We start from the raw sequence: 18,363 nt of genomic DNA on the forward strand, positions 1-18,363 counted from the left end.
CAACCACATTCTTATTTCAGGAGTATTCCATGAAACCATATCACTGGGAATCGCACCACGGTAATTTCGGCGATGACCTCAATCTCTGGCTTTGGGATTTTCTGCTGCCCGGCCTGCGGGATGTCCACCCGGATGTGCTGCTGGTGGGCGTCGGCACGGTGTTGAACGACGTTCTGTTTCCGCCGCAGCAGCGTAAGCTGATCATCGGCAGCGGTTATGGCTACGGTGCCGTACCGGATATCTCCAATAAGGAATTGTGGGATATTCGCTGCGTGCGCGGTGAGATGACGGCTGGCAAGCTCGGTTTGCCGGTAGAGATGGGTATCGTCGACCCTGCGGTGATGGTGACGGAGATGGCGGAGTTCCGAAATCTGCCGAAGCTCCACAAGAAGACTTTCGTGCCCCATTGGGAATCTGCGGAATTCGGCATGTGGGAAACGGTCTGCGAGCCTGCGGGCCTGACCTATCTGGACCCGCGCGGCGAGGCGAAGGCTGTTATCAAGCACATTGCCCAGTCGGAATTCATCGTGGCCGAGTCCATGCATGGCGCTATTCTGGCTGATGCCTTCCGCGTGCCTTGGGTCGCTGTCAGCACGTCAACCTCCATCAACAGTTTCAAATGGAGCGACTGGGCGGGCACCGTAGGTGTTAAGTACGAGCCGCGTTATGTGCCGGTTTCCACGCGTGCCGAGGCTGCGAAGAAGGGCTCCAAATTCTGGGGCATGAGCTTCCCGCCGCCACCGCCAGCACCCGTCGTGGAGCGACCAGTCGAGGCGTCGCATGATGGTGAGTTGCTGGTGCGTCCGCATCAGGAGCAGCGCTCCCTGCGCAAGCTGGCTAAGCAGGTTCTCGCAGCACCATCCACGCTTGCCCTTTGGCAGGCAAGTCGAGCTGAGCCTCGGCTCAGCCCCGATGGCCGGTTGGAAGAACGCAAGGAGCGTTTTCAAGCCGTGCTTGAAACGATCAAAAGAGACTATTTCTGATATCGGCTGACGCCGCTCGATTTTTCAAGAATTGAGCGGCGTTGCATTCAACAGATAGCGGATATCTGCCACTTGCTTTGGCGCTGGGCGATACCGGGCGGTTTTGTCGCGAAAAATACCTTGTGCGATCGCCGGTACGGCAGGCAAGCGCTTCAAGGCGTGGGACAGCGCGCCGCCCATGCCCCCCTTGGCCTTCGCATCGAGAAAATCCCGCAACTCGAACTTCTCGCGAATATGCAGCTCGTGTTCTTCAAGAAGCGCCTTTTCAGGCGGCGTCAGCGAATATTGCGCGAGGATTTTCCGGTCCGCCTCATAGAGCTGCCGCAAGTCCTCCGTGCGGTGGCGACCACTCAAGGAATCGCCACGAACGATGGCGCCGTAACCGCAATTGCGGATGACCTTGTAGCGCGCACCGCAGGCCAGTGCCCGCACATAAAGCTCGTAGTCTTCGCCCAGCCGCAGGGCTTCATCGTAACGCAGAGCGTTTTTCTCAAGAAATGCGCGGCGGATCACGGGCTTCAGAAAGCCAGTCTCCCCACGCTCGATACCGCGCTTGGAAATGTTGCCTTGAACGAATTCGGACAGTGTCAGGAAATGCTCTTCCGGCGCAAAACGTGCGGGCTGCATGGAGGATGCACCCGATACGGACTGTTGGATGAAGGCAATATTGTCGGCGACCAGGTCCCAATCGTCGCTTTCCAGCATGGCGGCAAAGCGGCCCCGGAAAAAGAAATCGTCCGCATCGAGAATGCTGATAAGGGGGGCAGACGAAATGGCGATGGCGTGATTGCGGGCAGCAGATGGCCCACGGTTCACATCGAAGCGCTCGACTTTCAGACGCCCGGTGCCATCGTCGCAGGCCGACGCGATTGCGGCTGTCGCGTCTGTGGAGCCATCGTCGATCACGACGACCTCGAACACTTCAGGTTCGGTCAGCGCTGATTTAATCGCTGTTGCGATGGTATCGGACGCGTTTTTGGCAGCGATAATCACGCAAATGGATCGCAAATCCCCAGTCATGCCAACTCCTGCTTCGTTACGTTGCCGTTTTTTCGACGCAGAAAATGTCAGGGATAAGGACGCCGTGCGATTATTTCGCACCTGCGAGAAGTTTGAGGTCGGCGGCGGGGCGGGAGTTTAGAAATCGCTGAGTTTCGGCGAGGCGACGGTAATCGCTTCCGTTACGGATTTCTCCGGCACAGGTGTCGCTTCCTTTTGAAAGTTGAGCGTGGCAAGCATCTGCCGCTTTTCTTTTGCTACAAGAATAAGCACGCCTATAAAGTAACCAACCTGTATAATGACAAGACAGATCAGCGTCTGGACGAAAGTGGTCAAGAAAGAGCCATGGATAAGATATGTCGCGACAGCGAACACCAGCAACGCGCAGATCATACTGATGAAAACGCGCGGGGCGTACATATCTTTCTCCTCCGCTAAGCATTGTCCCTCGGTGGAGAAATGCATGTTCTTGGCTTTCTTTTCTAGAGAATTGTATTACGAAACGCTTATCGTTTCAACACAGTTATACTTCTCTTAGAGCGTGCAGCATGAAATTTCAGTAATCTTTATTGGTAAAATTTGCCCAAATTTTTGAGATTTGGACGGATGTCTACCGTTTTGATCTGCGCACTGTTCTCGCAAGGTTTATGAAACGTGAATACTGCGCGATTGCAGAGCAGCACTTGCGGCCCGACAGTAGCATTCCATAACGCGATTCTACAGCTGTGCGTCTCGCAATGCGCACGGGCTGCAGACTTCGTTAACTATGTCACCGGTAAAGATAGGTGGTTGATTCCCGAAGCAGTAAGGTGTGCGTGTGACAGAGCGTTCAGAAGTAATTGCGTTTCCCGCCAAAAACCGCGTCGCTGACATAAAGCGCTGCGTTCAGATGCTAGAATCGCTTCACGGCGAAGAAGCAAACCGCTTCTGGCGGGATGAGTGCCGGGCCCTTGCCGCGCGTCTCGTCAATCTGGGTTATGACGATACGGCCATGCGCCAGGAAGTCATGGAGTTTCAGGGTGCGGTGCAAACCGAGCTTTGGGGCCGCTGCCAGCAGGAAGAACCTGCACGGCGCGACGCTTACTAATATAAGCCGCAGCCTGTGTTATCTGTGGGTCAGCCGCCGTGCTGGCGCGCCCACGGAATTGCGAACGATGAGGTCAGGCGTCAGCAGGATTTCCGGCTCGTTCGCCTGCCCACCGCCTAAAAGATCGAGCAGCAACGCCATGGCGTGTTTGCCGATGGCCGTTCTGGGCTGACGAATGGTCGTCAGGGCAGGGGACATGAAGACCGCCTGCGGAATATCGTCAAAGCCCGTTACCGAAAAGTCGCGTGGAATATCGTAGCCGCGCGCAGTCAGACCGATCATCACGCCGATCGCCGTCTGGTCGTTGACGCACATGAACGCTGTCGGCAGCGTATCGCGCATGAACAGTTGCTCGATGGCCAGCCGCCCACTCTCCAGCGTTCCATCTCCCTCTATGATCAAGGCAGGCGCCGGTATCAGACCCGCCGCCTGCAAGCCTTCGTCATAGCCCTTGCGTCTGCGGCTATAGGCGAGCCGGACGCGGGAATCGCCGATGAACGCGATCCGCTCATGCCCTTCGGCAATCAGCATATCGACGATCTTGCGGGCACCCTTGGTGTCATCGACGCCGACATAGGGAATGCCACCATTATAGATGGGCTCGAAAACACCGACGCTAGGCGGTAGCCGCGCCGTCATGGCCTGATGGCCAAAGGGCAGGATGCCGGTGAATAGGATGAGCCCTGCGGCCTGGTTGGAATTCAGGAATTTGAGATATTCCAAACCACGCTGCGCATCGTTCTGCGTATGGCCGATCAATATGCCGTAGCCGTGTGAGCGCGCTTCGTTTTCCAAGCCGACGAGAATGTTCGAAAAATTGGGATCGCCGATGTCAGGCGCGACAACCAGGATCATATTGGAGCGGCCCAGGCGCAAGCTGCGGGCCATCGCATTGGTCGTGTAGCCAGTGACGGCAATCGCCTGATTGACCTTCAGTCGCGTCGAATTCGCCACTTTTTCAGGCGTGTGTATGGCGCGCGACACGGTGGCGATGGAAACCTCCGCAATCCGGGCGACGTCTTCGATTGTGGCTGATGCGGGAATAGACAATGAGGGCCTCGGATGTATGCGCGACCGGACACTACACAGACTTTGCGCTCCGTCAAATACGATCACGCAAATCTGTTCTTAAGCGCTTATGTAAACCTTTACATCCCCAGTGTAAAGGTTTACATGGATTTCAGACGTAGGGAGACGTCTGGAGGAAATCATGGAAAATGAGATTGCTGACGTCGGCGGTACGTTGCTGTCTGCGCGTCGTATTTCCAAATCTTTCAATGGGGTACAGGTCCTTTTCAGCATCAATTTCGATCTGAAGGCTGGGGAAATCCATGCGTTGATGGGTGAGAACGGCGCGGGCAAGTCTACTCTCGTCAAGGTTCTCTCAGGTTTCGAACAGCCAAGCACCGGCGAGATATTGCTGGACGGCAAACCCGTGAAGCTGCCGCCCAACGGGCTGGCCGAAGCGCTCGGTATCGTCATCATCCACCAGGAATTCAATCTGGCCGAACATCTCACGGTGACCGAGAGCCTGTTTCTAGGCCGGGAACTAACGCATTTCGGCGTGCTGGATCGCAAGGCGATGCGTGCAGAAACGCGCCGCGTGCTTAACTTGCTGGGCTGTCATGTCGATGAGAACGCGATGATCGGCACGCTGTCCGTCGCTGAAAAGCAGATGGTGGAAATTGCCAAAGCGATCAGCCGCGATGCGCGCATCGTTTTCATGGATGAGCCGACAGCGGTCTTGTCGCGCGAGGAAACCAATTATCTGTTCCAGCAGGTGCGCAAGCTGCGCGACAAGGGCACGAGCTTCGTCTTCGTCTCGCACAAGCTGGATGAAGTCATGGAACTGACGGACCGGGTTACGGTGCTGCGCGACGGACACTGGGTGAAGACCGCGCCCACTGCGTTGCTGGATGGCGAGGCGATTGCGCAGCTCATGGTCGGGCGTGAGTTGTCTAGCCTCTATCCTGCCAAACGCGAGCCTGATGTGGACGAGAAGGTCGTCCTCAGCGTTCGCAGGGTTTCCACAAAATATGTGCAGGATGCCAGTTTTGATCTCAGACGAGGCGAAATCATCGGCTTTTCGGGCCTGATCGGTTCTGGCCGCACAGAATTGGCGGAGGCCATCGTCGGGCTGCGGTCGCGGCTGTCGGGCGACGTCGAAGTCAACGGCAAGGTATTGCCGCCGCATGACCTGCACGCCAGCATCGACGCCGGGCTTGCCTATATGACCAAGGATCGCAAATCCAAGGGTCTGCTTTTAAATGCTGGTATGGCGCTGAACCTGACGCTGCAATCGCTGGAGCGTCACGGAAAATTCGGCTACCTCAGCTCATCCAGCGAGGCGAATTCTCTGGAGCGCGCGCGTCGTCGCTTCGACATTCGCGTGCGTGATGGCAGCGTGGTGGTGGGCCGCATGTCCGGCGGCAACCAGCAGAAACTGTTGCTGGCCAAGGTCATGGAGACGGAACCCAGAATCATCATCATCGACGAGCCCACGCGTGGCATCGATGTGGGGACCAAGCAGCAAATCTATCATTTCATTTCAGCGCTTGCACGCGATGGCCACTCGGTCGTCGTGGTGTCCTCGGAAATGCAGGAGGTCATCGGCCTCTGCACTCGTGTCGCGGTCATGCGCGAAGGCCGGGTGGTGGGCATGCTGGAAGGCGACGAAATCAACGAGCGGGAAATCATGCGCTATGCGGCGGGTCTGAAAACGAAGGCGGCGGCGTAGCGGCGGCTGAAAAGCCGATGTGACAGGGCGGGAGGTCTGTTTTGGGTATGAGTGCAAGTGAGGACAGCAAGGAAAAAAGGGACGCACGGTCGCTTCGCGATATAGATTTGCGGGCAGTCGCGCCTTTTATCGCACTGTTTCTGCTGTTGATTGTCGGAGCCATGGTCAATCCGAATTTCATCAGCATCAACAACCTCGCCAATGTGGCGACACGCAGCGCGTTCATCGCGATCATCGCCGTCGGGGCGACCTTTGTGATTTCGGCAGGCGACTTGGACCTGTCGGTGGGCTCGATGGTGGCCTTCGTTGCCAGTTTGATGATACTGCTGATGAATTCAGGTGTGGTGTCCGACCCGGCGCTGATGTTGGTGCTTGCGGTCGTGTTCACGCTAGTGGCGGGGGCCCTGTGCGGCCTTGCCAACGGGTTGATCACGACGGTCGGCAAGATCGAGCCTTTCATCGCGACGCTTGGCACCATGGGTGTGTTTCGTGGCCTGACCACTTGGCTCTCGCAGGGTGGGGCGATCACGTTGCGTGAACCGCAGTTGCAGACCATGTACCGTCCCGTCTATTTCGGATCGTTCATCGGTATTCCGATCCCTATTCTCGTCATTTTGATCGTGACCGGCATTGCAGCCTTTATCCTGTACCGTACCCGCTACGGGCGGCATGTGACGGCGGTCGGGTCCAATCGTGATGTCGCCAAATATTCCGGCGTTGCGGTCAACCGTGTGCGCACCATCGCCTTCGTCATTCAGGGCTTGTGCGTTGCTATCGCTGTTCTTCTCTACGTTCCGCGCCTGGGTTCGACGTCTGCCACAACGGGCATGATGTGGGAGTTGCAGGCCATCACGGCGGTCGTCGTGGGTGGAACGGCGCTCAAGGGCGGGGCAGGTCGTGTCTGGGGCACCATCTGTGGTGCGTTCATTCTGGAACTCGTCGGCAACATCATGCTGCTGTCCAACTTCATCAGTGAGTATCTGATCGGGGCAATTCAGGGCGCAATCATCATCATCGCCATGCTGGTTCAGCGGTCGCTGATGAGGCGTTCATAAGGTTACCGGGTCAACGGGTCGCCCGGTTTAGAAAATCGAGACCTTTGTTTGTGTGGGAGGAACAACACATGCGAAAGAGACTGTTGGGAGTGGCTGTGGCGCTGGTGGCGCTGAGCGGGGCAGTACAGGCACAGGATAAAAAGGTGACGATCGGCGTTTCCATTCCTGCGGCGGACCACGGCTGGACTGCGGGCGTGGTCTATCATGCGGAACGTGTGGCGAAGCTGCTGATGCAGGAACATCCGGGCCTCAATGTCATCGTCAAGACATCGCCAGATGCGGCCACGCAGGCAAATGCCGTGCAGGATCTGGAAACACAGGGCATCGATGCGCTCGTCATCCTGCCATCCGATCCCGATCCACTGGTCAACGCTATCAAGCAGGTCAAGGACAATGGCAAGTTCGTTGCTCTCGTCGATCGTGCGCCGAGCGTCAATGACGATACCGTTCGCGATCTCTATGTTGCCGGTAACAACCCTGCTTTGGGTGAAGTTGCAGGCAAATACATAGCTGATACCACGCCGGATGCGCAGGTCGTGGTTATTCGCGGCCTGCCCATTCCCATCGACCAGCAGCGTCAGGATGGGTTCGACAAGGGTATCGCCGGTTCGAAGGTGAAAATCCTCGACCGTCAGTTCGGCAACTGGAACCGCGACGATGCTTTCAAGGTCATGCAGGACTATCTGACGAAGTACCCGAAGATCGACGTGGTCTGGTGCCAGGACGATGACATGGCCGTTGGCGTTCTCCAGGCCATCGAGCAGGCCAAGCGGACCGACATCAAATATGTCGTTGCCGGTGCAGGCTCCAAGGACATGATCAAGAAGGTCATGGATGGCGACAAGATGATCCCGGTCGATGTGCTCTATCCACCGGCAATGGTGGCAACTGCTATGGAACTGACCGCCGCCAACTTCTACGATCAGGTCCCTGTTCGCGGCACCTACATCCTTGACGCCACGCTGGTGACCAAGGACAACGCCGAGAGCTTCTATTTCCCAGACTCACCGTTCTAATACGCTGAAATCGATGATGAGGCCCGTTCGAGAGAGCGGGCCTTTTCGTTGTTCAGGCGAAGCGTCCGGGCCTGAAAGGATCGACCGAAATGGCGGTTTCTTCGCTCTTGACCAATTGCGTGACAAGCCGTGCGGTCGCAGCAGATTGGGTGAGCCCGAGATGCCCGTGACCGAAGGCGTAGATCACTGAATTGTTGTTGCGCGACGGGCCGATGACGGGCAGGCAATCCGGCATCGATGGGCGGAAACCCATCCATTGTTTGCCGCCTTCGGTTTTCAGGCCCGGCAGGAATTGACCGGCCTTCTTCAGCAAGGCTTCCGACCGCTTGAAATTCGCAGGTAGATCGAGCCCACCGAGTTCCACCGCGCCGCCCACGCGAATGCCCGAAGAGAGCGGCGTGACCACGAAGGCATGGTCGTTGAAGTAAAGCTGGCGGACTAGATCGAAAGAGCCTGCGGGCAATGTGGTGTTATAGCCGCGCTCTGTCTCCAGCGGGACACTATTGCCCAGCGATGCCGCAAGTGGCTTGGACCAGGCACCACAGGCAATCACCACCTTGTCCGCACCGATTTTCTCTCCACTTGAAAGTGTCACGATGGTGCTTTCGCCGACAGTATCGACGCTGACGGCCTCACCCTGGCGAAGCGTGGCACCACGTGCCATTACCAGATCGGCGATCGCTCTGGTGAATTCGTAGGGGTCTCCGACCTGCAAGCCGCCGAGCGTGAAAACCGCGTTCTGAAACTGTGGTGCAAGACCGGGCTGTAGTCGCTCGATTTCCTCACGTCCGATCCGGGAGAAATCGAAGCCTGCGCGCTCCTTCTCATCCCAGTCTTTTTGCGCGGCATCGAAACTCGTTCTGGTGTCGTAGAGGTCGAGGGTGCCGGTGTTGGTGATGAAGCGGGAAAGCTCCGGCATATCGGCAATGGCCTGCATCTCGCGTGCTGCCAGTGCCATCATCGCGATCTGGACATTGAGGCCGTGGCGGAACCTGTCGGTAGAGCTGGCTTTCCAGAAGCGCCACAGCCATGGCGCGATCTTCAGGGCATAGGCAGGTGGAACGCTGAGTGGACCGAGCGGATCGATCAGCCATTTCGGTGCTTTTTTAATAATGCCCGGCGCAGGAATGGGGATGATTTCGGGAAATGCAAGAATACCGGCATTTCCGGCGCTGGCCCCGCGCGCGATTTCGCCTCGTTCCAGAAACGTCACCGACTTGCCGGCATTTTGAAGATACAGAGCAGACATCACGCCGATGATGCCGGTGCCGATAACCAGCACTTCGCATTTTTCTGATGAATTCATGGAGCATCCCGCCAATTGATGCCTCTAGATATCACGGTTAAATGCAAACTGTCGACAGGATTTAAGTCTAGTCCCTGACGATGTCGGCCGGTCTGACGACCGCATAGTTCAGCCGCAGCATTTTACCCTTGATCGGGTAATACATGGGTACGCTCAGCGTTGATGTCTTCACATCCTTCACCCTCACGTTCAACTGGCCTTCGATCCATTTTGACAGTTCGGGGGACTGATCATCATCACCGATCCAGGCCATCAGCGCCGGATGCTTATCGGTAATCGTGAACGGCGGATCGTAATCGTCGTAGATGGCGGTGGCGACGGGGACGTCATTGAACAGGAAACGCAGGTTGCCGCCAGTCGGCCAGTTCAGCGTAACGATAACGGAGGGCGACAGTTTCTCCGTCTCGACGATCTGGCGTTTGAAGGCCTGCCAATCGTAATTCGAGCTGGATGTTCTGCCCAGTGAAGCCATCAGCGGATACGAGATCAACAGCGCAACTGGTACCAGTGCCAACATGATGAGCGGAATGGGCAGGAAGCGGAGGACGAAGCGGTCCGCATCGGCCACGTAGCGCTCCAGATAGAGCGCGGCCAGAATGGGTGCTGGCAGAAGCAATGGCAGCAGCCAGCGGTCGCGCAACTCCGTCATGGTCGTCATGAAGATGACGAGCGCCATCAATGTTGCAATGGCGATGAAGTAATGGAGGAAGAACCTGAACCACGCACTTTGGGTTCTGCGCGGCAGCTTCTGTTCCCGAAGGGCGGTTAGCCAGAGCAGGAGTGCGGGAACCGCGACGATGATCAGCGACCCGGCGACGAAACGGGCAAGGCCGCGACCGACCTGTAAAAAGCGGTTGTCCGGCGCATCTTCTGCCATGCGCTTCAACGTCACTTCGGAGGCGAAGACGATGTTATCGACGAGCCAGAAGAGGTGGGGCAGAAACACCACGACACTGACGAGGACGGTCAGCAAAAAACGCCGGTCCAGCAGTCTGGCGCGGCCCTGTGGATGGAACCACACGGCAACAAGCAACGCTGGTAGTGCCAGGGCGAAATTGTATTTCGACAGCATGCCGAGCCCTGCGACCACGCCAACTAGTACATAGCCCATCAATGAAGGGCGCTGGATGAGCCGGATGCTGCCGTAAAGCAGCATCGTGAAGGTCAGCATCAGCATCGCTGTGTGGGTCAGGTCACGCTGCGCCTGCCAGAAAACCTGCGGGATGACGAACAGCGCCAGCGCGGCGACGACCACGAAGCGCTTGTTTTCCAGCACCAATTCTGCGGTTTTTACAAAGGCGGCGAATGTCAGGAACAGGATGAAGTTCTTGGCAAGGGCGATGGTCGCCATCGACGTGCCGAAAACTGCGAAAACGGCCTGTTGATACCAATTGTACAAGGGCGGCTGCGCGTCGTAACCGAGCGCAAGCCACTGCGCGAACAGGACTTGCTGGGCCTCATCGACGCGTAGTGCCGGAGGAACCAGCTGACGCACGATGATCTGCAACAGGAAATAGGCTCCGAAAAGCACAATAACGGCATTCGGATTGCTCGTAAGGCAAAACGCGAACCTTTTCAGCGTGTTCTCGGTCTCGATCTTCACCGGCGCCCCCGCCGATTTTTCGTACATGTCCATGCCCGTCCGTCTCATTGCCAACGGCAGAATCCTTTGCCGCCCATTTTCGTTGAGTGACAAAACCGAACTATGTGGCCGAACCGTGGATGACAACGGTTACCCACCGGCTTTTTGGCAATTCTGTGGAGGGCTGTGCCTTAAATGCATTCGGCAGGCGCAATTGTTGCGCCTGCGCAAGCGGATCGTCTTCGATCAATGACCGGCGTTGTAGGCCGCAATCGCGGCCATGTTGACGATGTCGCTGTCCTTTGCGCCCATGGCCGTGATCTGCACGGATTTGTCCAGACCGACCAGCAACGGGCCGATGACGGTAGCGCCACCCAGTTCCTGCAACATCTTGGTCGAGATGGATGCAGAATGGATCGCAGGCATGACCAGCACGTTGGCTGCGCCGGAAAGACGCGCAAACGGATACTGGCTCTGCATCTTGTGATGATTGAGCGCAACATCTGCCGCCATTTCACCGTCGATCTCGAAGTTCACGTTGCGCTTGTCCAAGATGCGCACCGCTTCGCGAACCTTTTCAGACCGTTCGCCCAGCGGATGCCCGAAGGTGGAGTAGGCGAGCATTGCAACCCGTGGCTCGTAGCCGAACTTACGAGCCAGACCTGCGGCTTCCACGGCAATGTCGGCCAGATCTTCGGCGGATGGCATGTCATGAACGGCGGTATCTGCAACGAACACCGTCCGGTTGCGCGATACGACCAGGGAAACGCCGATGACGCGGTGGCCTGGCTTGGTGTTGATGCAACGGCGAACATCCTCGAGCGCCGTGGCATAATTGCGAGTCGTGCCTGTAACCATAGCGTCGGCATCACCCATCGCGACCATGCATGCGGCGAAATGGTTGCGGTCGTTATGCACAAGACGCTGCACGTCGCGCAGCAGGAAGCCCTGCCGTTGCAGGCGTGCGTAGAGATAATCGATGTAGGTATCGACACGCTCCGAGAGACGCGCATTAGTGATCTGGATATTCGGGCGATCGAGGTCGATGCCTGCACGTTCCGCATTCGCCCGGATGATATCGTCACGGCCAAGCAGGATGGCGGTGCCGAGGCCCTGCGCGGTGAACGAAATCGCCGCGCGCATGACCTGTTCTTCTTCCGCCTCTGCGAAAACGACGCGCTTTGGCGAACGGCGAACGCGCTCGTAAAGGCGCTGCGTTGTCGACGCCATCGGGTCGCGACGAGCAGACAACTCGCGTGCATAGGCTTCCAGATCGCCCAGCTCCCGACGTGCAACGCCCGTTTCGATGGCGGCGCGGGCAACGGCGACCGGAATGGCCGAGATGAGGCGCGGATCGAAGGGTACGGGAATGATATATTGTGGCCCGAAGCGCGGGCGCACCCCCTGATAGGCGGCAGCCACGTCATCTGGAACATCTTCACGGGCGAGATCGGCCAGCGCCTTGGCCGCCGCGATCTTCATCGCGTCGTTGATCTGGCTTGCACGCACATCGAGCGCACCGCGGAAGATATAGGGGAAGCCGAGGACGTTATTGACCTGATTGGGGTAATCGGAGCGACCTGTCGCCATGATTGCGTCATCACGGATGCGGGCGACCTCTTCCGGCGTGATTTCCGGGTCTGGGTTGGCCATGGCGAAGATGATCGGCCGTGGCGCCATGGACCGGATCATGTCTTCTGTAAATGCGCCCTTCTGCGAAAGGCCGAAAACGACATCAGCGCCCTTCATGGCTTCCGCAAGCGTGCGGTTGTCGGTTTTGACAGCGTGTGCAGATTTCCACTGATTCATGCCCTCGCTACGGCCCTGATAAATCACGCCCTTCGTGTCGCACAGGGTAATGTTGGTCGGGTTGAAACCCATGGCCTTGATGAGGTCCATGCAGGCGATGGCGGCAGCACCGGCGCCGTTGCAGACCAGCTTCGTCGTCTTGAAATCACGGCCCGTCAGCGCAATGGCGTTGATGAGGCCCGCTGCGGCAATGATGGCCGTGCCATGCTGGTCATCATGGAAAACGGGAATGTCCATGAGTTCGCGCAGACGGCTTTCGATGATGAAACATTCCGGCGCCTTGATGTCTTCGAGGTTGATGCCGCCGAAGGAAGGGCCGAGATAGCGCACGCAATTGATGAATTCATCCGCGTCCTCGGTATCGACTTCCAGATCGATGGAATCGACATCCGCGAAACGCTTGAAGAGAACGGATTTGCCTTCCATAACCGGCTTGGACGCCAGCGCACCCAGATTGCCGAGGCCTAAAATGGCGGTGCCGTTGGAGATGACGGCGACCATGTTGCCGCGTGTCGTATAATCATAGGCCGTGTCTGGGTTTTCGGCGATTGCCTTGACGGGTACGGCAACGCCTGGAGAATAGGCGAGCGACAGATCGCGCTGTGTTGCCATCGGCTTTGTGGGGGTAATTTCCAGCTTGCCGGGCCTGCCCTGCGAGTGGAAATCAAGCGCTTCCTGGTCCGTCACAGATGTTTTGCCAGTCGTGGATTTCGTTTTGTCGGACATGTCCCCCACCTTTTCTCATGCTTCGTAAAATGTTGGACGTAACTATTGTACTTTCTGGCCGCACGCCAAGCCTTGAAGGCGTTTTAAGTGGAGAAAACAGAAGATACAGGGGGTTGGAGAACGCTTCAATCGATTAGCCGTCTCCGGTTTTTCGGGAACCAGAGCCAAAAATACCCGTTGGCTGTCTGCCGCCAAGGCCGTGACCGCTGTTTTGTGGTACAGGACAGGGTTGTATCTTGCTGGGGAAATACGACCTTGGCAATTGTATCAGCACATGTTTTGCTGGCTGGCGTTACAAAGTGGACGAATTGGAATTTGAAAGGGCATACCGTGGACACACAAAATCGAAGAATTATCCCCGTACTTCTGGCAGGCGGGGCGGGATCGAGATTGTGGCCGGTGTCGCGGGATCAGTTGCCGAAACAGTTCCAGCCGCTCGTTGGCGCTTTCTCGACCTACCAGCAGACGCTGCAACGCGTCAGCGACGCGGCGCTCTACGATGAGCCGCTGGTGATTACCAACGAGGATTTCCGTTTCTTCGCCCGCCGTCAGGCCGAAGAGGTCGATGTGACAGCGACCGTCGTTCTCGAACCAGCCCGCCGCGACAGCGCCGCCGCCATGGCCGCCGCTGCCGTGCTGGCCGAAAAGCGCGAGCCTGGCTCGCTCGTTCTGGCGCTCGCTGCCGATCACGTCGTTCTGGACAATGACCGTTTCACCGACGCCGTCAAACTCGGTGCCGAGGCTGCAGAACAGGGCAATATCGTCGTCTTCGGCCTGACGCCCACCGAGCCACGCACGTCCTACGGATACATCAATCCCGGCCAGCCGATCGATGGAAACGAAGACCTGTGTGTCGTCGAAGCTTTCGTTGAAAAACCTGATGAAGAGACCGCCATTTCCTATGTGGAAAAAGGCTATCTCTGGAATTCCGGCAACTTCCTGTTCCGCTCGGATGTCATGATTGCCGAATTGGCAGCCCATGCTCCTGAAATTCTTGAAGCCGTTACCCAATCGGTGGAGAATTTCGAGAGCGATCTGGGCTTTGTGCGCCTGCACAAGAAAAGCTTCGAGGCATCGCCCAAAAACTCCATTGATTACGCTGTGATTGAAAACACCAAACGCATGGCCGTCGTGCGCGGGCATTTTCGCTGGTCGGATATCGGCAGTTGGGACGCAATCTGGGAGATCGCCGACAAGGAAGAGAACGGCAACGCTGTCGAGGGGCAGGGCATTTTCGTGGATTCAGAAGGCTGCCTCATCCACTCGAACAGCCTTTTGACGACGGTGGTCGGCGCCAAAGATCTGGTGGTGGTGGCGACCAAGGACGCAGTTCTGGTCACACCCAAGGACCGGGTGCAGAGCGTCAAGGGACTGGTGGAAGCGCTGAAGGAAAGCGACCATGCCCGCAAAACGGAAATCCACAAGCGGGCCTATCGCCCATGGGGCCATATCGAGCAGACCGATTCCGGGGCCCGTTTCCGCGTCAACCACTTGAAGGTCGAGCCGGGCCACAAAATCTCGCTTCAGCAGCACCATCACCGCTCCGAGCACTGGATCATCGTGAGGGGTACAGCGACGGTGACGATAGACGGCGACACGCGATTGCTGACGGAAAACGAGTCCGTTTATATTCCGTTGGGTAAGCCGCACCGTTTGGCCAATGACGGGAAAATTCCGCTCGAGATCATCGAGGTGCAGACGGGCTCCTATTTCGGCGATGACGACATCAACCGCTTGCAGGACGATTACAAGCGCGCTTGACCCTTATCGAGCGTAGGCGTCGCTGACCACGTGTCGGCGATGCCTAGCCGGATTCTTGAAGTAACCAGCCCCAAAACCAGCTGCCCTAACACCGCCCTAAAGGGCTTTTAGCCGTTCGTCATTCTCGGCTGTTTCGAAAGAATCGATCAGTCACAAATGAAGTGGATCGATTTTTCGGAACAAACGTTAACACTGCGCCATTCAATATCCGAAAAGGGTAAGCGGGCTGCTGCGGGTTAAATAAAAAAATTCAACAGGAGAAAATACAACATGAAAAAGGCTCTAGCCGTAACCTTCGCCGCAATGACAATGGGCCTCGGTGGCACTGCCAGCGCGATTGCCGCAGATTTGGCATATCCAGAAGCCACCTATCAGGACCAGGACGACCGTAACGGCGTCAAGATCGGCTACCTGACCTGCGAAGTCGGCGGTGGTGTAGGTTACGTCATCGGTTCTGCCAAGGAACTTGATTGCACATTCCAGTCCACAGTTGGCGCACGTCGTACTGATCATTACAGCGGCGCAATCCGCAAAATGGGCGTAGACCTCGGCTTCACCACGCAGGGCAAGCTCGTTTGGGCCGTGCTCGCACCGACAGCCGGTTACCACAAGGGTTCGCTCGGCGGCCTTTATCAGGGTGCAACGGCTGAAGCGACTGTCGGTCTCGGCGTCGGCGCAAACATCCTCGTTGGTGGCACCGCCGGTTCGATCCAGCTTCAGACGGTGAGCGTGACCGGTCAGGTCGGCCTCAACCTTGCTGCGACAGGCACTTCGGTTACGTTGAACCCAATCAACGGCTGATACTTGCCTCAGTCAATCTGACGCACTCAACGACACGCCCTTTTCGTCCTATAGACGGAAAGGGCGTTTTGCATTTCGCGAAACAGACGGATTCAGGATGATGATCATGCGGATATGGATCTCAGCGACTTTCCTACTGCTTGGTGTTTCGTCCGCTTTCGCCGATGGTGACGTGGCCAATGGGGAGCGCGCCTTTAGCAAATGTTCCGCCTGCCATAGCATCGAGAAGCCACGCACGCGCATGGCGCCGCATCTCATGGGTGTTGTCGGGCGCACCGCTGGCTCCGTTGCAGATTACAAATATTCGCAGGCCATGACAGACGCGGGAGCGGGCGGCATGGTGTGGACAGAGGACAATCTTCGGGAATTTCTCTCAAGCCCAAAGAAGAAGGTACCCGGTACCTCCATGCGTTTCTTCGGTCTTTGGAGCGAAAGCGAGATCAACGATCTCATCGCCTACCTCAAGACGGTGCAGGCGCCGCAATAAGGACTATAGAGCGCCGTTTGCTAGGATGTCCTCGGCCTCGTCGGTTCCCATCCTGTAAACGCGGCTGGCGATTTCGAAACTGTAGCCATTGCGTGCGAAAGCGGAAATTTCCTTGTTCATCCGCTTCTGGTCTGCCTCTTCCCGTCGGAACGGGCCGAAGCGGCGTTTGCGCGCCATGATCACAGCAGAATAGAGATCGTCCGTCTCGCTCAGCGCCTGCTCGGTAATGTCTTTGGCCACGCCCTTGATCGTCAGCTTCTGCGCAATCGCCCTGCGGGATTTGCCCCCGCGAATAGCGGAGCGGGTGGCGCTTTCGGCATAGGCCACGTCGTCGAGCGCCTTGATATCGTAGGCGAACTTCACCGCAGCATGGGCCAGAGCCTCGATCTGCTCAGGGCTGATGCCTTCGAACTTTTGCTTGGCCTTGCGCGTGATGGCGTCAAAAAGCTGCCGCTCGGTCATCATGCGCCGCTCCAGCCGGTAGATGGTGGAGTTGCGGACCCAAGTCAGCATTCTGGCTGTCGGCACCGTCGATGGCGCTTCCGCTTCTTCCGTCACCAGCACTCGATCTCCTTACGTCTTGGTTTCCTCAGGTGGTGTCTAACGCAAAACGGCCGGGGCGTTAAAGTCCAAACGACGAAGTCTCAAGGAGAAGCCGGTTGTGGCAGCGCAAATACGTTGACGGGCGTATCGAGACCGCGAAGCGTCTGGGCACCGATGCTCTCGAAATTTCGGATATTGCCAGCCATTTCCACGAAGGTTTCCGACATCAAGACAGGCCGCTTGATGGTCTTGGTCAGACTTTCCAATCGTGATGCGATGTTGACGGCAGGGCCGATGACGGTGAAATCCAGACGGCTTTTCGAGCCGATGTTGCCGTACATGACATCACCGATGTGAACGCCAATGCCGTAGCCCAGAGGCTCGTGACCTCTGGCGATATTGGCAGTATTCAACGCCTCCAGATGCACTTGCGCTTCTTCGATAGCAGTGATCAGGTTCGAACATGCGTCGGGATCACTGAGCGGGAAAATCGCTAGCAGACCGTCGCCCATGAATTTCAGGATTTCGCCGCCGAACTTTTCGATGGGGTCGGACATGGCGTCGAAATAGGCGTTCAGCAGCTCGATCACGTCGTCGCGCGGCCATAGATCCGAGATGTGGGTGAAATCCCGCAGGTCGCAAATGAGAATGGCGGCGCCGACCGTCGTGCCGCTGCCGCGCGTGGTTGCGCCATCCAGAATGGCCTGGCTGGCATGCGGACCGACATAGGTTTCAAGAAGGGTGCGGGCGATCCGGTTCTTGAGCCGAATTTCCGAAACCAGCGAAATCGCTGGAACCAGCGTCCGCAAAAGCTCGATCTCGGCATCGTTAAATCCGCCGGGACGGTCGCTGGAAAAGGTCAGGACATGGCGCTTGCCGAGTGTGTGTTGCAGTGGCCACGCGCAATATTCGGTCAAGCCTTCCGCGCGCAGATCGGAGTAGATGCTGGATTCGCCCGGCTGCGGCGGCACATCCAGCCGGTATCGGATTTCTGCTGCCCCGGCGTGGATTTCGTAAATCGGGCTGTTGCGATACTCGGCGGTATTTTCCATGCCGTAGGCATAGGTTCTGAATTCAGCCTCGTTCAGGCCACGAGACCACAACATACGCGCGCCGCGCCACTGCGGGTGCTCGACCATGAAGCTTATGGAACCCCGCGCTACGGAGATGCCGGCATGATTCAAGCGCTGGCAAAGTTCGACGAAGATATTGTCGATGAACCGCTGCTCGCTGGTTTCCAGTATCAGCCAGTTGAGGATGTCATGGCGCCGGGATGGCCAAAGATTTTTCGCATCGGGAATAGTGGACAGGTCAGCGGAATGTGCTTCTGCCATTGTGATCTCACAGTCAGGTCTCGAAAATGAATGCGCCCTGCATGTGGTATGGGGAAATGCGGATTATAAGAGGCGTGGTGAAATCGCCGAACGATTTGATGGATTTCTCGCCCGCTCTGTACGGAGCAATAAAACTC

16 protein-coding genes are annotated in these 18,363 nt (G+C 57.2%); 8 read left to right on the forward strand and 8 right to left on the reverse strand.

The features are described 5' to 3' along the window. Nucleotides 1-29 precede the first annotated feature (29 nt). Complete coding sequence (locus HRR99_RS21165; RefSeq protein WP_233124765.1) at nt 30-983, forward strand: polysaccharide pyruvyl transferase family protein; 954 nt, start codon at nt 30-32, stop codon at nt 981-983. Between the two features lie 24 nt (nt 984-1,007). Here HRR99_RS21165 and HRR99_RS21170 read toward each other — a convergent pair whose 3' ends face one another. After that, the gene (locus tag HRR99_RS21170; RefSeq protein WP_233124766.1) at nt 1,008-2,003 is read right to left on the reverse strand and encodes a glycosyltransferase family 2 protein; all 996 of its coding nucleotides are present in this window, start codon (nt 2,001-2,003) and stop codon (nt 1,008-1,010) included. A 117-nt stretch (nt 2,004-2,120) separates the two neighbouring features. Beyond that, complete coding sequence (locus HRR99_RS23205; protein ID WP_277877930.1) at nt 2,121-2,402, reverse strand: exopolysaccharide production repressor protein; 282 nt, start codon at nt 2,400-2,402, stop codon at nt 2,121-2,123. 397 nt (nt 2,403-2,799) lie between these two features. Here HRR99_RS23205 and HRR99_RS21180 point away from each other — a divergent pair, with 397 nt between their 5' ends. After that, on the forward strand, nt 2,800-3,069 hold the full coding sequence (locus tag HRR99_RS21180) for a DUF6074 family protein (RefSeq protein WP_112499332.1): 270 nt from the start codon (nt 2,800-2,802) through the stop codon (nt 3,067-3,069). 18 nt (nt 3,070-3,087) lie between these two features. On the opposite strand, the gene HRR99_RS21185 is transcribed toward HRR99_RS21180, so the two are convergent. Then, nucleotides 3,088-4,119: a LacI family DNA-binding transcriptional regulator gene (locus tag HRR99_RS21185; protein ID WP_111841750.1), complete on the reverse strand. Its 1,032-nt coding sequence runs from the start codon at nt 4,117-4,119 to the stop codon at nt 3,088-3,090. A gap of 160 nt (nt 4,120-4,279) precedes the next feature. Between HRR99_RS21185 and HRR99_RS21190 the strand changes: the two genes are divergently transcribed. The 3 genes from HRR99_RS21190 (at nt 4,280) to HRR99_RS21200 (ending at nt 7,877) form a co-directional block, all read left to right on the forward strand. Then, complete coding sequence (locus HRR99_RS21190; RefSeq protein WP_233124767.1) at nt 4,280-5,806, forward strand: sugar ABC transporter ATP-binding protein; 1,527 nt, start codon at nt 4,280-4,282, stop codon at nt 5,804-5,806. 47 nt (nt 5,807-5,853) lie between these two features. Then, nucleotides 5,854-6,861, forward strand: a complete 1,008-nt coding sequence (locus tag HRR99_RS21195) for an ABC transporter permease (protein ID WP_233124997.1) — start codon at nt 5,854-5,856, stop codon at nt 6,859-6,861. A 68-nt stretch (nt 6,862-6,929) separates the two neighbouring features. Beyond that, nucleotides 6,930-7,877, forward strand: a complete 948-nt coding sequence (locus HRR99_RS21200) for a substrate-binding domain-containing protein (RefSeq protein WP_233124768.1) — start codon at nt 6,930-6,932, stop codon at nt 7,875-7,877. Between the two features lie 52 nt (nt 7,878-7,929). On the opposite strand, the gene HRR99_RS21205 is transcribed toward HRR99_RS21200, so the two are convergent. From HRR99_RS21205 to HRR99_RS21215, 3 genes are all read right to left on the reverse strand, one after another. After that, nucleotides 7,930-9,183, reverse strand: a complete 1,254-nt coding sequence (locus HRR99_RS21205; protein WP_233124769.1) for an NAD(P)/FAD-dependent oxidoreductase — start codon at nt 9,181-9,183, stop codon at nt 7,930-7,932. Between the two features lie 67 nt (nt 9,184-9,250). Beyond that, nucleotides 9,251-10,813: a glycosyltransferase family 39 protein gene (locus HRR99_RS21210; RefSeq protein WP_233124770.1), complete on the reverse strand. Its 1,563-nt coding sequence runs from the start codon at nt 10,811-10,813 to the stop codon at nt 9,251-9,253. A gap of 198 nt (nt 10,814-11,011) precedes the next feature. Beyond that, nucleotides 11,012-13,300, reverse strand: coding sequence for an NADP-dependent malic enzyme (locus HRR99_RS21215; RefSeq protein WP_233124771.1), 2,289 nt, complete (start codon nt 13,298-13,300; stop codon nt 11,012-11,014). A gap of 330 nt (nt 13,301-13,630) precedes the next feature. Here HRR99_RS21215 and HRR99_RS21220 point away from each other — a divergent pair, with 330 nt between their 5' ends. The 3 genes from HRR99_RS21220 to HRR99_RS21230 all read left to right on the forward strand — a co-directional run bounded on the left by HRR99_RS21220 (nt 13,631) and on the right by HRR99_RS21230 (nt 16,349). Then, complete coding sequence (locus HRR99_RS21220; protein WP_233124772.1) at nt 13,631-15,061, forward strand: mannose-1-phosphate guanylyltransferase/mannose-6-phosphate isomerase; 1,431 nt, start codon at nt 13,631-13,633, stop codon at nt 15,059-15,061. A 270-nt stretch (nt 15,062-15,331) separates the two neighbouring features. Continuing rightward, entirely contained in the window at nt 15,332-15,862 is a 531-nt protein-coding gene (locus tag HRR99_RS21225; protein WP_112499258.1) for a DUF992 domain-containing protein, read from the forward strand. Between the two features lie 100 nt (nt 15,863-15,962). Then, nucleotides 15,963-16,349, forward strand: coding sequence for a c-type cytochrome (locus HRR99_RS21230; RefSeq protein ID WP_422387357.1), 387 nt, complete (start codon nt 15,963-15,965; stop codon nt 16,347-16,349). Between the two features lie 3 nt (nt 16,350-16,352). On the opposite strand, the gene recX is transcribed toward HRR99_RS21230, so the two are convergent. Continuing rightward, nucleotides 16,353-16,907, reverse strand: coding sequence for a recombination regulator RecX (gene recX / locus HRR99_RS21235; protein ID WP_233124998.1), 555 nt, complete (start codon nt 16,905-16,907; stop codon nt 16,353-16,355). An 86-nt stretch (nt 16,908-16,993) separates the two neighbouring features. Continuing rightward, complete coding sequence (locus HRR99_RS21240; RefSeq protein WP_233124774.1) at nt 16,994-18,226, reverse strand: adenylate/guanylate cyclase domain-containing protein; 1,233 nt, start codon at nt 18,224-18,226, stop codon at nt 16,994-16,996. Between the last annotated feature and the right edge of the window lie 137 nt (nt 18,227-18,363).

This window comes from Agrobacterium vaccinii, from assembly GCF_021310995.1.
Classification (GTDB): domain Bacteria; phylum Pseudomonadota; class Alphaproteobacteria; order Rhizobiales; family Rhizobiaceae; genus Agrobacterium; species Agrobacterium vaccinii.